The sequence below is a fragment of the Streptomyces boninensis genome (assembly GCF_048572725.1).
Taxonomy (GTDB): Bacteria; Actinomycetota; Actinomycetes; order Streptomycetales; family Streptomycetaceae; genus Streptomyces; species Streptomyces boninensis.
Map to the genome: position 1 here is coordinate 6,858,638 of NZ_CP183837.1, position 12,131 is coordinate 6,870,768.

12 protein-coding genes are annotated in these 12,131 nt (G+C 70.9%); 7 read left to right on the forward strand and 5 right to left on the reverse strand.

Annotation, left to right across the window (positions count from 1 at the left end; all coding sequences use genetic code 11):
• Positions 1-75: 75 nt before the first annotated feature.
• Positions 76-1,131 (reverse strand): S1 family peptidase, encoded by a 1,056-nt coding sequence (locus ACNNMR_RS31415; protein WP_419998068.1) that lies wholly within the window; start codon positions 1,129-1,131, stop codon positions 76-78.
• A 286-nt stretch (positions 1,132-1,417) separates the two neighbouring features.
• On the opposite strand from ACNNMR_RS31415, the gene cimA reads away from it, so the two are divergent.
• The 3 genes from cimA (at position 1,418) to ACNNMR_RS31430 (ending at position 5,007) form a co-directional block, all read left to right on the forward strand.
• Positions 1,418-3,037 carry a citramalate synthase gene (cimA, locus tag ACNNMR_RS31420; RefSeq protein WP_419998069.1) on the forward strand — a complete coding sequence of 540 codons (1,620 nt, stop codon included), beginning with the start codon at positions 1,418-1,420 and terminating at the stop codon, positions 3,035-3,037.
• 169 nt (positions 3,038-3,206) lie between these two features.
• Positions 3,207-4,790, forward strand: coding sequence for an acyl-CoA carboxylase subunit beta (locus ACNNMR_RS31425; protein ID WP_419998070.1), 1,584 nt, complete (start codon positions 3,207-3,209; stop codon positions 4,788-4,790).
• Between the two features lie 13 nt (positions 4,791-4,803).
• The gene (locus ACNNMR_RS31430) at positions 4,804-5,007 is read left to right on the forward strand and encodes an acyl-CoA carboxylase epsilon subunit (protein ID WP_419998071.1); all 204 of its coding nucleotides are present in this window, start codon (positions 4,804-4,806) and stop codon (positions 5,005-5,007) included.
• A gap of 92 nt (positions 5,008-5,099) precedes the next feature.
• Here ACNNMR_RS31430 and ACNNMR_RS31435 read toward each other — a convergent pair whose 3' ends face one another.
• Entirely contained in the window at positions 5,100-5,393 is a 294-nt protein-coding gene (locus ACNNMR_RS31435; protein WP_419998072.1) for an antibiotic biosynthesis monooxygenase, read from the reverse strand.
• 56 nt (positions 5,394-5,449) lie between these two features.
• On the opposite strand from ACNNMR_RS31435, the gene ACNNMR_RS31440 reads away from it, so the two are divergent.
• Together ACNNMR_RS31440 and ACNNMR_RS31445 are read left to right on the forward strand one after the other, a co-directional pair.
• Positions 5,450-6,091, forward strand: coding sequence for a TetR/AcrR family transcriptional regulator (locus ACNNMR_RS31440; RefSeq protein ID WP_419998073.1), 642 nt, complete (start codon positions 5,450-5,452; stop codon positions 6,089-6,091).
• An 89-nt stretch (positions 6,092-6,180) separates the two neighbouring features.
• The gene (locus ACNNMR_RS31445) at positions 6,181-7,746 is read left to right on the forward strand and encodes a sigma-70 family RNA polymerase sigma factor (protein WP_419998074.1); all 1,566 of its coding nucleotides are present in this window, start codon (positions 6,181-6,183) and stop codon (positions 7,744-7,746) included.
• 16 nt (positions 7,747-7,762) lie between these two features.
• Here the strand turns inward: ACNNMR_RS31445 and ACNNMR_RS31450 are convergent, their stop codons facing one another.
• Positions 7,763-9,178: a carotenoid oxygenase family protein gene (locus ACNNMR_RS31450; protein WP_419998075.1), complete on the reverse strand. Its 1,416-nt coding sequence runs from the start codon at positions 9,176-9,178 to the stop codon at positions 7,763-7,765.
• A gap of 53 nt (positions 9,179-9,231) precedes the next feature.
• Here ACNNMR_RS31450 and ACNNMR_RS31455 point away from each other — a divergent pair, with 53 nt between their 5' ends.
• Positions 9,232-9,789, forward strand: a complete 558-nt coding sequence (locus tag ACNNMR_RS31455) for a PadR family transcriptional regulator (RefSeq protein ID WP_419998076.1) — start codon at positions 9,232-9,234, stop codon at positions 9,787-9,789.
• 6 nt (positions 9,790-9,795) lie between these two features.
• On the opposite strand, the gene ACNNMR_RS31460 is transcribed toward ACNNMR_RS31455, so the two are convergent.
• Complete coding sequence (locus ACNNMR_RS31460; RefSeq protein WP_419998077.1) at positions 9,796-10,509, reverse strand: TetR/AcrR family transcriptional regulator; 714 nt, start codon at positions 10,507-10,509, stop codon at positions 9,796-9,798.
• A 120-nt stretch (positions 10,510-10,629) separates the two neighbouring features.
• On the opposite strand from ACNNMR_RS31460, the gene ACNNMR_RS31465 reads away from it, so the two are divergent.
• Positions 10,630-11,601, forward strand: coding sequence for an NAD-dependent epimerase/dehydratase family protein (locus tag ACNNMR_RS31465; protein ID WP_419998078.1), 972 nt, complete (start codon positions 10,630-10,632; stop codon positions 11,599-11,601).
• Here the strand turns inward: ACNNMR_RS31465 and ACNNMR_RS31470 are convergent.
• Positions 11,579-12,097 (reverse strand): EF-hand domain-containing protein, encoded by a 519-nt coding sequence (locus ACNNMR_RS31470; RefSeq protein ID WP_419998079.1) that lies wholly within the window; start codon positions 12,095-12,097, stop codon positions 11,579-11,581. The two genes, ACNNMR_RS31465 and ACNNMR_RS31470, sit on opposite strands and share 23 nt — an antisense overlap.
• Between the last annotated feature and the right edge of the window lie 34 nt (positions 12,098-12,131).

Consider the following 12,131-nt stretch of genomic DNA (forward strand, 5'->3'; position numbering starts at 1 on the left):
CGGACCCCGTCGGCGCTCCGCGCCTCGTCCTCAAACGCCGGACGGGCTTGAAAGCCCGTCCGGCGCTTGCCGGCCTCAGTACACGTTCACGCCGTACGCGCTCAGCGCCTCCTTCACCGGCTGGTGCAGGGCCGTGCCGGCCGTACCCGTGCACCCCGAGCTCCCGGAGTGGATCCCCAGAGCAGTCGCGCCAGCGAAATGCGCACCGCCGCTGTCGCCGCCCGCCGAGCAGACGGTCGTCCGGACGAGGCCGCTCACCACATCGCCGTCCCCGTAATTCGCGGTGACGTTGACCGCCTCGACCTTGCCGCTCGTGACCTTGGTCGTCGACCCGCTCTTCTTCAGAGACTGACCGACCACCGCGTTCGCCGACCCGGTGATGTCCTGCGAGCTGCCGTTGTACAGGTTGACGGTCCCCGGCGTGCCGGACGTGCTGGCGTACTTGACCAGCCCGTAGTCATTCGTCGGGAAGCTGGTGCCCTCGCGGGTGCCGATGGTGGCGCCGCCGGACGTGGCGGACCAGGTGGCCCCCGACTCCGTGCAGTGACCCGCGGTCAGGAAGTACCGAGTGGACCCCTTGATGACATTGAAGGCAGCCGAGCAGCGGTAGCCGCCGCCGTAGATGGCATCGCCGCCGTTCACCTCGCGGGTGAGCTTGCCGGGCGCGGCGGAGAGCTGCACGGCGCCGTCGAGGCCGGACGCGACCTTCTTCAGCTTCGCCAGCTCGCGCTTGGAGACGGTCTTGTCGTACGTGGCCGACACCTGGTTCGTCCGCGGGTTCACGCCCCACGTGGTGCCGGCGATCGCGGCCTTGTCGCCGAGTGTCTCCATCGCGGCGGACAGCTGCGCCGCGCTGCGTTGCACGCGCTTGACCTTGGCGCCGGCCGCCTCGGCCTTGGTCGCGGCGGTGTCGGACGTGACGGTGACGACGAGGTCGCCGTCGGCGTTCAGATAGGAGCCGGGGCTGGCGGCGCCCAGGTCCTGCTGCAGCTTCCCGGCGAGCCGGACATTGCTGCCGGCGGTGGGTGAGGCGGCGGGTTCCTCCTGCGCGGCGGCGGTGGTGATGCCGCCGATCAGCGCCGCAACTAACAGTGCGGGCAGGCCTATTCGTGCGCCCAGCGTGCGTCTCATCGTGGGGGTCTCCTTTGGCCCAGGCCAATGAAAGGGACGATGCCGGGGCGAAGATTGGCATGTGCATGGCCCGGGCGCAAGACCGCATTCTGAGACAGGGGGTGGCCGCGGGCGCACGCTGTGCAAGACTGCGGGGCGTGCCCTCGTACAACGAGATCATTACGAGCAGGCGCGCCGGCCGGCGGTGAAGCCACCGCTCACCCAGGGCCCGCGCGCAGACCTCTCGCATCCCGCGAGGGGTTTTTTCGTTTTCCAGGGCCGCATCAGCGACAGGAGTCCCAAGACCATGACGGCAACGCCAGACACCGACGAGACGAGCTTCCACGTCTTCGACACCACGCTGCGCGACGGCGCCCAGCGCGAAGGCATCAACCTCTCCGTGGCCGACAAGCTGGCCATCGCCCGGCACCTGGACGACTTCGGCGTGGGCTTCATCGAGGGCGGCTGGCCGGGCGCGGTGCCGCGGGACACCGAGTTCTTCCGCCGGGTCCAGGAGGAGGTCCCGTTCCGTAACGCCCAGCTGGTCGCCTTCGGCTCCACCCGCAAGGCGGGCGTACGGGCCGAGGACGACCCGCAGGTCCTCGCGCTGCTGGAGTCCAAGGCGCCGGTGGTCTGCCTGGTCGCCAAGTCGCACGACCGGCATGTCGAGCTGGCGCTGCGCACCACCCTCGACGAGAACCTGGCCATGATCCGGGACACGGTCGCCTTTCTGCGCGAGCAGGGCCGCCGGGTCTTCGTCGACTGCGAGCACTTCTTCGACGGGCACAAGGGCAACCCCGAGTACGCGAAGGCGGTCGTGAGCGCCGCGCACGAGGCCGGAGCCGAAGTCGTCGTGCTCTGCGACACCAACGGCGGCATGCTGCCCGACGGCGTCCGCGACGTCGTCGCCGAGGTGCTCGCCGCTACGGGCGCCCGGCTCGGCATCCACGCCCAGGACGACACCGGCTGCGCCGTCGCCAACACCCTCGCCGCGGTGGACGCGGGCGCCACGCACGTGCAGTGCACCGCCAACGGCTACGGCGAGCGGGTCGGCAACGCCAACCTGTTCCCGGTGGTCGCCGCCCTGGAGCTCAAGCGCGGCATGCAGGTCCTCCCCGAGGGCGCGCTGCGCGAGATGACCCGGATCTCGCACGCCATCGCCGAGGTCGTGAACCTCACCCCCTCCACCCACCAGCCGTACGTCGGCGTCTCCGCCTTCGCCCACAAGGCGGGCCTGCACGCCTCCGCGATCAAGGTGGACCCGGATCTCTACCAGCACATCGACCCCGAGCAGGTCGGCAACACCATGCGGATGCTGGTCTCCGACATGGCGGGCCGGGCCTCGGTCGAGCTGAAGGGCAAGGAGCTCGGCATCGACCTCAGCGGCGACCGCGCGCTGGTCGGCCGGGTGGTGGACCGGGTGAAGGAGCAGGAGCTCAAGGGCTATTCGTACGAGGCCGCGGACGCCTCCTTCGAGCTGCTGCTGCGGGCGGAGGCCGAGGGCGCGCCGGTGCGCTATTTCCGTACGGAATCGTGGCGGGCGATCACCGAGGACCGCCCCGACGGCAGCCACGCCAACGAGGCCACGGTGAAGCTGTGGGCCAAGGGCGAGCGGATCGTCGCCACCGCGGAGGGCAATGGCCCGGTGCACGCCCTCGACCGGGCGCTGCGGGTGGGGCTGGAGCGGATCTATCCGCAGCTGGCCGAGTTCGAGCTGGTCGACTACAAGGTGCGCATCCTGGAGGGCACGCACGGCACGGAGTCCACGACCCGGGTGCTCGTCACGACGAGCGACGGGCGGACCGAATGGTCGACGGTGGGCGTGGCGGACAATGTCATCGCGGCGTCGTGGCAGGCGCTGGACGATGCGTATGCCTTCGGCCTGCTGCGGGCGGGGGTCGAGCCGACGGACTCTAGCCCGGCTTAAGACGCGGTTTACCGAGACTTTGTCGAGGCCCCACAGCGCGCCGACCCCGGCGTTTGGCCGTTGTGAGGCTCACCCACAATGGTTTAGTGCCTGGTGCGCATGATTTCGCGCCGGACCTTGTAGGGGACCGACATAAGCTCCGGGCATCCTCGGGCCGTACCGTCGTTACATGACCACTCTGGATGACGCGCCTGTCGAGGCGAATGAGGCCCGCGGCCGTGCCGCCGAGCTCCGCGCGATCAAGGAGCAGGTGCACGCGGGGCCGAGCGAGCGCGCCACCCAGGCCCAGAAGGCCAAGGGCAAGCTGACCGCCCGCGAGCGGATCGAGCTCCTCCTCGACGAGGGGTCGTTCTGCGAGATGGAGCCGCTCCGGCGGCACCGGGCGACCGGCTTCGGCCTGGAGAACAAGAAGCCCTACACCGACGGCGTCATCACCGGCTGGGGCACCGTCCACGGCCGGACCGTCTTCGTCTACGCCCACGACTTCCGGATCTTCGGCGGCGCGCTGGGCGAGGCCCACGCCAACAAGATCCACAAGCTGATGGACAAGGCGATCGCCGCCGGTGCGCCGCTGGTGTCGCTGAACGACGGCGCGGGCGCCCGTATCCAGGAGGGCGTCGCGGCGCTCGCCGGATACGGCGGGATCTTCCAGCGCAACACCAAGGCGTCGGGCGTCATCCCGCAGATCAGCGTGATGCTCGGCCCGTGCGCGGGCGGCGCGGCGTACTCGCCGGCGCTGACCGACTTCGTGTTCATGGTCCGCGAGACCTCGCAGATGTTCATCACTGGACCCGACGTGGTGAAGGCCGTCACCGGCGAGGAGATCACCCAGAACGGGCTCGGCGGCGCGGATGTGCACGCCGAGAAGTCGGGCGTCTGCCACTTCGCGTACGACGACGAGATCACCTGTCTCGAAGAGGTCCGCTACCTGCTCTCCCTGCTCCCGCAGAACAACCGGGAGAACCCGCCGGTGGTGGAGTCGGAGGACCCGGCGGACCGGCGCGGTGACGACCTGCTCGACCTGGTGCCGGCCGACGGCAACCGCCCGTACGACATGCACGCCGTGATCGCCGAGCTGGTCGACGACGGCGAGGTGCTGGAGGTCCACGAGCGCTGGGCCACCAACATCATCTGCACCCTGGCCCGGATGGACGGCCAGGTGGTGGGCATCATCGCCAACCAGCCGCAGGCCCTGGCGGGCGTGCTGGACATCGAGGCCAGCGAAAAAGCTGCACGATTCGTCCAGATGTGCGATGCTTTCAATATCCCGATTCTTACGCTTCTGGATGTTCCTGGCTTCCTGCCGGGCGTCGACCAGGAGCACGGCGGGATCATCCGGCACGGAGCAAAGCTGCTCTACGCGTACTGCAACGCGACGGTGCCTCGGATTTCCGTGGTTCTGCGCAAGGCCTACGGCGGCGCGTACATCGTCATGGACTCGCAGTCCATCGGCGCCGACCTGACCTACGCCTGGCCCACGAACGAGATTGCGGTGATGGGCGCCGAGGGTGCCGCCAATGTCATCTTCCGCAAGCAGATCGCCGAGGCCGGCGATCCCGAAGCGAAGCGCGCCGAGATGGTGAAGGCCTACAAGACCGAGCTGATGCACCCGTACTACGCGGCCGAGCGGGGCCTTGTCGACGACGTCATCGACCCCGCCGAGACCCGCGAGGTGCTCATCCGCTCGCTCGCGATGCTCAAGACCAAGCACGCGGAGCTGCCGCAGCGCAAGCACGGCAACCCGCCCCAGTAAGGGAGACGCAAAAGTGAACGCCGAGAACCTCGTCCGGGTCGAAAAGGGCGAGGCGAGCGAAGAGGAGCTCGCCGCGCTCACCGCGGTGCTGCTCGCTCGCGCTGCCGCCCAGCCGGAGTCGGCCGTGCCGGCCCAGCGCCGCCACGCGGGCTCCGCCCGCTGGCGCCGCCTGGAGCGCCAGCACGGCTTCCGCGCCCCGCACAGCTGGCAGGGCTAGCGCCCGCCGCACCCGCATTGCGAAACCCCTCGTCCACGTGGTGGGCGGGGGGTTTGTGCATGGTGTGCGGAGCGCCGCCGGGCGCGGCCTTGCTAGTCCTCGGCGACGAGGTCCCCCTCATTCGCCGTGGGGTCCTTGACCAGGGCGAAGGCCGCCCTCGTCTCCGGCATCTGGTCCGCGACTGAGGTGGCGGCCTCCATCGCCGAGCGCGAGTCCCAGTGCCAGATGTCCATCCAGCTGCCCTCATCGATCCGTACGAGCTGGGCCTTGGCCAGCCCGGCGTGGTTGGCCCTGACCGCCTTGATGAGCGCCTCCCGGCGGGACAGGACCTCGTCGGCCTGCTCGGGGGCGGCGGTGTAGCGCATGACGCGGATGACCGTCATCATTAGATCTCCTCTCTAGAGTTCAACTCTAGTTACGTATCTAGAGTTAAGCTCTAGTCATGGCGACAGTCAAGAGCAAGCGGGCGGAGAAGGCGCGGGCCACGCGGCGGCGGATGCTGGAGGCCGCGCGGGAGCTGTTCGTCGCGGACGGGTACGGGGCGACGACGCTGAAGGGGGTCGCCGAGCGGGCCGGCGTCGCGGTGCAGACGATCTACTTCACCTTCGGCAACAAACGGGCGCTGCTGAAGGAGTTGGTCGACGTCACCATCGCCGGGGACGACGAGCCCGTCGCCACCATGGACCGCCCCTGGTTCACCGACGCCCTCGCCCAGGACACCGCCGAGGCGCAGCTGCACGCCCACGTCGCGGGCACCCGGCAGGTCCTCGACCGGGTCGCGCCCATCACGCAGATGCTCGCCGCGGCCACCGCCGTCGATCCCGAGGTCGCCGGCCTGTGGCCCCAGGACACCGACCCCCGCCTCACGGTCCAGACCGCCGCCGCGAAGGCCCTCGTGGCCAAGCCGGGGGCCCGGCAGGGGCTGGCGGCGGCCGAGGCGGCCGATGTGCTGTACGGGCTGCTCAGCCCCGAGCTGTATCTCCTGTTCGTACGGGACCGGGGCTGGCCGCCCGCCCGCTGGGAGGACTGGGTGTACCGGACGCTGCGGCGGGAGCTGTGCCAGGGGGATTCGCGTACGCCCTGAGGCATGTTTGTGTTATCCCGGTCCCGGTGCCGCGGTCTCCTCCTGTATCGGGGAGAGAATGCCGGGACCGGGAAGGGATGTGGACGGGCATGGCAGCGACAGGGGATGCCGACCGGACGGTGGTCGAGGCGGCGCGGGACGGCGCGCCGTGGGCGCAGGACCAGCTGGTCAGCGCGTACATGCCCCTGGTCTACAACATCGTCGGCCGGGCGCTGAACGGCCACCCCGACGTCGATGACGTGGTGCAGGAGACGATGCTGCGCGCGCTGCGCGGGCTCGGTTCGCTGCGGGATCCGGCCGGTTTCCGGCCCTGGCTGGTGGCGATCACCATGAACCAGGTCAGGACCCACTGGTCGATGCGGCAGGCGGCGCCCGCGGCGCTGGATCCGCAGGATGCCGACGAGATGGCCCAGCCCGGGGCGGACTTCGTCGACCTGACGATCATCCGGCTCGGGCTCGAAGGGCAGCGCCGCGAGGTGGCGCAGGCGACGCGCTGGCTGGACCCCGACGATCGCGCGCTGCTCTCGCTGTGGTGGCTGGAGGCCGCCGGCGAGCTGAGCCGCGGTGAGGTGGCCGCGGCGCTCGAACTGTCGCCGCAGCACACGGCGGTGCGGGTGCAGCGGGTGAAGGCGCAGCTGGAGACCGCCCGGCTGGTGGTGCGCGCGCTGTCCGCGACGCCCCCGTGTGCCGGTCTCGGGCAGGTGACGCAGGGCTGGGACCGGCGTCCTTCGGGGCTGTGGCGCAAGCGCATCGCCCGGCACGTACGGGAGTGTGTGACCTGCTCGGGGTGGCAGCGCGGGCTGGTCCCCGCCGAGGGGCTGCTGGTGGGCCTGGGGCTGGTGCCGGTGGCGCTCGCGGGGACCGCCGTGACCGGTGCCTGGCCGGACGACGCGGTATTCGAGGCGGCGGCGCACGCCGAGGCGGCACTCGCGCCCGGAGCGCCGCCGGGCAGCAGACGCAGCCGCCGCGCGCAGGAGCGAATACGCGGCCGGCGCCGGACGCAGGCCGTGGCCGCCGCCGTCGCCGTGCTCGTCGCGGGCGGAACGCTGGGCGCCATCAAGGCACTTCCGTCGGACGATGACGGGGACAAGCGCGCCGACGCGGTCCGCTCCGCCGCCGACACCCCGACCGCGAGCCCCACGGAACGTACGACACCCCCTTCGCGCTCCGCCTCGCCGTCACCCAGCAAATCGCGTACGCACAAGCCGAAACCCAAGCCGACACCGTCGAAGACGAAGCCGCCCCGCCCCAAGCCGACGCCCACCCGCACCCCGCCGCCCGCGGACACCTCGGCCGCCGGGCAGGTCCTGACCATCGTCAACAAGGAGCGAGCCGGCGCCGGCTGCCGCCCCCTGAAGCTCGACAGCCGCCTCTCCCGCGCCGCCCAGCTGCACAGCGAGGACATGTCGGCGAACAACTACTTCGACCACACCAGCCGGGACGGGCGCACCTTCAGCGATCGCGCCAAGGCGCAGGGGTATCAGACGCCGGGGGCGGAAAACATAGCCCGGGGGCAAAGTTCGCCCGCGGATGTGATGTCGGCGTGGATGAACTCGGAGGGGCACCGGGCGAACATCCTCAATTGCGACCTGACGACCATGGGGCTTGGGCTGGTCGAGAAGGATCACACCTGGACGCAGATGTTCGGCTTCTGACCGGGCTGCCCGCCGGCTACCCGCGGCTGGTGAACATCCCGTGGAAGCCGAACGGGACCGCCTGCGGCGCCTCCGCCCGCGCCAGCTCCTCGTACGTCCGCGCGTCCAGCGCCAGCAGGAACGACGTACCCGACGCCGAGTCGAGCACCACCGACAGCAAGACGCCGTCGTCCTCGGCCGGGGAGTCCCCCGGAGCCGCCACGAAGACCGGCTCGCCCGGATAGCACCCCTTCTCCGACCAGATCAGCGTCTCCCCGGTGGTGACATCGAGCTTCACCAGCTGGTCGGCGAAGTTCCCGCCGCGGCGGTCCCGCGCGCCGACGCCGTACGCATAGCGATACGGGACGCCGTTGTGCCGCTCGTACGCGATCCGCGGCAGCTCCAGCGGCTCCTCCGACAGCTGCCGCACCTCGACGCTGCCGTCGCCGAGGCCGAGGCGGTAGCGGGTGGGCCGGGGGACCGGGATGGCGTTGCCCGCGCGCAGCCGGTCCAGGTAGAACGCGTCGATGGCCGAGGCGTCGTCGTACGAGCAGATGTCGAGCACCACGTCGTCGCCGTCGTCGAAGGCGTTGATGTGGTGGAAGGCGAAGAAGGCCGGTCCCTCGCAGACGGCCCGCACGGTGCCGTCGCGCGCGTCCATGACGGTGAAGCGGGTGCCGCGCTCCGGCTCCCAGCGGTAGTTCTCGATGAACGGGCGGCCGCTCAGCACGATGCTGACGGGGTTCACGACGAGCGGGAACTCGGCCAGGACGACATACCGCCCGGTGATCGCGAAGCTGTGCATGTAGGCGGGGCGGGAGACCTTATGGCTGCCGATCAGCTCGCGGCTGGTGCCCGCGGCCGGCTGCCGGTAGACGCGGTATTCGCTCGTACGGGAGAAGTGCAGCAGGTAGTTGACCAGGTCGCCGGTTCCGGGGTCCTGGTGCGGGTGGGCGGTGGTCAGCTGCCCGCTCAGGGAGTCCTCGTAGCCGACCACCCCGGCGGTGGCGAGGGTGTCCGGGTCGAAGGCGACCGGCAGCGGCGTCTCGGTGAGGGCGATGTAGCGGTCGCCGAAGCGGGTGATGCTGACGTTCGCGTTCGGGTTGGGCTTGCGTGCGAAGCGGGTGAAGAAGCGGGCGAAGAGCGAGCGGCAGGGGTCGGTGGCGAATTCGGCGTACGAGATCCGGCCGGACGCCATGGCGCGGTTGGCCGGGGTGTCGAGGTAGCGGTTCGCGTACGAGACCTTGCCGCCGTCGATGGTGAAGCGGTGCAGCATCGCCTGGCCGTCGAACCAGTGCCGTACGGAGCGGTCGCCGGCGTCCCACCGCGCCGGGCCGTTGCGCAGCAGGCTCCCTTCCAGCCAGCCCGGGAAGGCGCCCTTGACCGGCAGCTCCGCGGCCGTGATCTCGCTGTCCAGGGTGCGGAACCCGGTGCCGTAATCCGGTGCGGTCATCGTCTTCGTCCCCTCGACTCGACATGACACAGTGGACGGTGCTTGGTGCTTTCATGGCACACCGTCCACAGTGGAATGTCAAGGAAGAGAGCCCGATGGCCGACCTCAACCCGACCGCGGCCTCCCTGCTCGGCTTCCTGCACGCCGGGGAGGCGAGCGGATACGAGCTGGTCAGCACCGCGCAGCAAGTCATCGGCGACTTCTGGACCCTCACCAGGAGCCAGGTCTACCGGGAGCTCACCGCGCTCGCCCGGCGCGGACTCGTCGAGGCCGGGCCCGCGGGGCCGCGGTCGCGGCAGCCGTACCGCCTCACCGACGAAGGCCGGGCCGCCTTCGCCGCCTGGCTCGCCGAGCCGCCCGGGTCCGAGCAGATCCGCTATCCGCTGCTGCTCACGCTCGCCTTCGGGTCGGCGCTGGATCACGACCGGCTGATGGGGTTCATCGCGGAGCACCGGACGGCGCACGAGAAGCGGCTCGCGGATTACCGGGAGCAGGAGGCCGCCGGCCTGCCGGACCGCTTCGCCGCGGCCACCCTTGCCTTCGGTATCCGGTACGAGGAGGCGGTGCTGGCGTGGATGGACGAGCTGCCGGGGCTGCTGGCCGAGCGGTGAAGCCGGCTATTCGAGCTGGAAGGCGTCGGCCAGCATGTCGACCTGAGCGGCCAGCAGCGTCGCCGGCCGGTGTCCCATGCCGGTGAACTGGCCGGCCGCTTCCAGGCTGACGGTGCCGTGCAGCTGCGGCCAGGCGGTGATGGCGCCGGTCAGCGCGACGGCCGCCGCCGGGTCTTCGGTCGAGAGTCCGGTCCACTGCCCGACCCACGCGGCCACCGCGGCATCGTCCCGCAGCCAGCCGCTGAACTCGTCCACGAGCGGCTCCACGGCCGGCCGCGGCCGCCCCTTGGCGAAGACGGGAAGGTGCGGGCCGAGGGCTGCACGGGCGTGCGCCACGGTCTCGTCCGGCGCGTGGAAGCCCGGTACCGGGGTGCCCTGGATAAGCAGATAGAGATGCGGCTCCGCCACCGCCCAGTCGCGCATGGCCGCCGCCAGCGCGTGCAGCGCCGCGCGCCCGCCCGCTGAGGCGTCGGCGGCCTGGACCGCGGCCGCGGCCGACTTGTAGGCGTCGACGATCAGCTCCGTGAGCAGGTCGTCGCGGCTGCCGAAGTAGCGGTAGAGCGCGGGTCCCGACATGCCGATTTCCTTGGCGATACGGAGCAGGGCCACGCCCTCGACGCCGCCTGCGGCGAGCTGGCGTACGGCGATCTCCTTGATCTCCGCGCGGGTCTGGTCGCGGTACCGCTCGCGGGGGCTGCGGGGTCGGTCTGTCGATGTCATGGGGCTGCCTCCTCCTGCGGGAGAGGTTACATGCCGTAGCTTTCGCGACATGCTTGCGCACTACCCTCTCGCTAGAGTTATAGTGTGTAACTGTTAGGCAAGCCTGAAGGGAGCTCGATCATGACCAGCACACTTGACCTGCACGTAGTCCTCGGCGCCGGCCCGGCCGGCTCGACGCTGGCCGGTGAGCTGGCCCGGCGCGGGCACGCGGTCCGCCTCGTCGACCGCGCCGGGGACGGCCCCGCCCCCGAGGGCGTCACCCGCACCCAGGGCGACGTCGGCACCATCGAGGGCGCCCGGGCCGCGATCAAGGGCGCCGCCGTCGTCTATCACTGCGTCAACGTCGCGTACCACCTGCAGGTCGACGTGATGCCCGGCATCCAGGACGCGATACTCGGCGCCGTCGAGGCCGAAGGCGCGCGCCTGGTCGTCCTCGACACCCTTTACCCGTACGGCGAGACCCACGGCGCGGTGATGACCGAAGCCACCCCGTGGCGGGCCACCGGCGCGAAGGGCAGGATGCGCGCCGCGCTGGACGAGAAGTACCTGGCCGCGCACCGGGAGGGCCGCGCCCACGTCGTCCTGGGCCGGTCGGCGGACTTCGTCGGGCCCGGCGTGCTCAACTCCACCCTCGGCGGCGCCGTCTTCCCCGGCGCGCTCACCGGTACCGAGGTGTACGGCCTCGGCGACATCGACCTGCCGCACAGCTACACGGACATCCGTAACGTGGCCGCGGGCCTTGCCACCCTCGGCGAGCATCCGGACGCCGACGGCCGCGTCTGGCACCTGCCCACCGCGCCCGCCCGCACCACCCGGGAGGTCTTCCAGCTGATCGAGCAGAAGACGGGGCGACCGCTGCAGCTCGTGATCAAGAAGGAGCCCACGCCCTTCGGCCCGTTCGACCAGACCTTCATGGAGTCCTACGCCGAGCTGTTCTACCAGCACACCGAACCGCAGGTCATGGACTCCAGCGCGATCCAGGAGGCCTTCGGCATCGAGCCCATCGCCCTCGACGCCACCCTGGACGACACCATCGCCTGGTACGCCGAGGAGGTGCTCCAGCGCCCGGTCAGTCCAGCTCGGGAGTCGTGAAGTACGCGGCGAAGGCCTGCACGCACGCGTCCTCGGAGATCTGGCCGCTGCCGCCGGTGTCCAGCGCCGCGGCGGCGGTGCGGGCGGGGGCCTCCGGGACGCCGAAGATGCGAAGAACCCGCTCGGCGGCGTCCGGGGTCGCCGAGCCGGATGCCTCGCCGGCCGCGATGCGCAGCACCGCGCGCAGGAACGGCCGGGCGATCTCGGCGAACCGCTGCGGGCTGTCCCGCAGCCGCTTCACGGCCCCGGTGACGAATTCCTCGCGCGTCACCCGCTGATCCCCGTCGACATCGGCGATTCCGGCCATACCCTGCCAGAACGCCTCCGCGCCGGCCAGCAGATCCTGCCCCTTGTCACTCCGCGCCGTCGTGTCGAACTCGGCCAGCACGGCCCTGGCGGCCACACCGAAGTCCTCGCGGTCGATGTAGCCATTGCCGTCCTGGTCGAATCGCTCGAAGCGGGCGGCGATCAGGCGCTCGTACTCTGCGCTGTCCATGTCTGGGCCTCGCTGATCCGGTCGGTTGCGTGCG

Excerpts from the sequence above, each read along its gene's own strand:
- ACNNMR_RS31460 (WP_419998077.1), bottom strand. The coding sequence starts at position 10,509 with ATGACATCGACAGACCGACCCCGCAGCCCCCGCGAGCGGTACCGCGAC.
- ACNNMR_RS31415 (WP_419998068.1), bottom strand. The coding sequence starts at position 1,131 with ATGAGACGCACGCTGGGCGCACGAATAGGCCTGCCCGCACTGTTAGTT.
- ACNNMR_RS31465 (WP_419998078.1), top strand. The coding sequence starts at position 10,630 with ATGACCAGCACACTTGACCTGCACGTAGTCCTCGGCGCCGGCCCGGCC.
- ACNNMR_RS31425 (WP_419998070.1), top strand. The coding sequence starts at position 3,207 with ATGACCACTCTGGATGACGCGCCTGTCGAGGCGAATGAGGCCCGCGGC.
- cimA (WP_419998069.1), top strand. The coding sequence starts at position 1,418 with ATGACGGCAACGCCAGACACCGACGAGACGAGCTTCCACGTCTTCGAC.
- ACNNMR_RS31470 (WP_419998079.1), bottom strand. The coding sequence starts at position 12,097 with ATGGACAGCGCAGAGTACGAGCGCCTGATCGCCGCCCGCTTCGAGCGA.
- ACNNMR_RS31435 (WP_419998072.1), bottom strand. The coding sequence starts at position 5,393 with ATGATGACGGTCATCCGCGTCATGCGCTACACCGCCGCCCCCGAGCAG.
- ACNNMR_RS31455 (WP_419998076.1), top strand. The coding sequence starts at position 9,232 with ATGGCACACCGTCCACAGTGGAATGTCAAGGAAGAGAGCCCGATGGCC.
- ACNNMR_RS31445 (WP_419998074.1), top strand. The coding sequence starts at position 6,181 with ATGGCAGCGACAGGGGATGCCGACCGGACGGTGGTCGAGGCGGCGCGG.
- ACNNMR_RS31440 (WP_419998073.1), top strand. The coding sequence starts at position 5,450 with ATGGCGACAGTCAAGAGCAAGCGGGCGGAGAAGGCGCGGGCCACGCGG.
- ACNNMR_RS31450 (WP_419998075.1), bottom strand. The coding sequence starts at position 9,178 with ATGACCGCACCGGATTACGGCACCGGGTTCCGCACCCTGGACAGCGAG.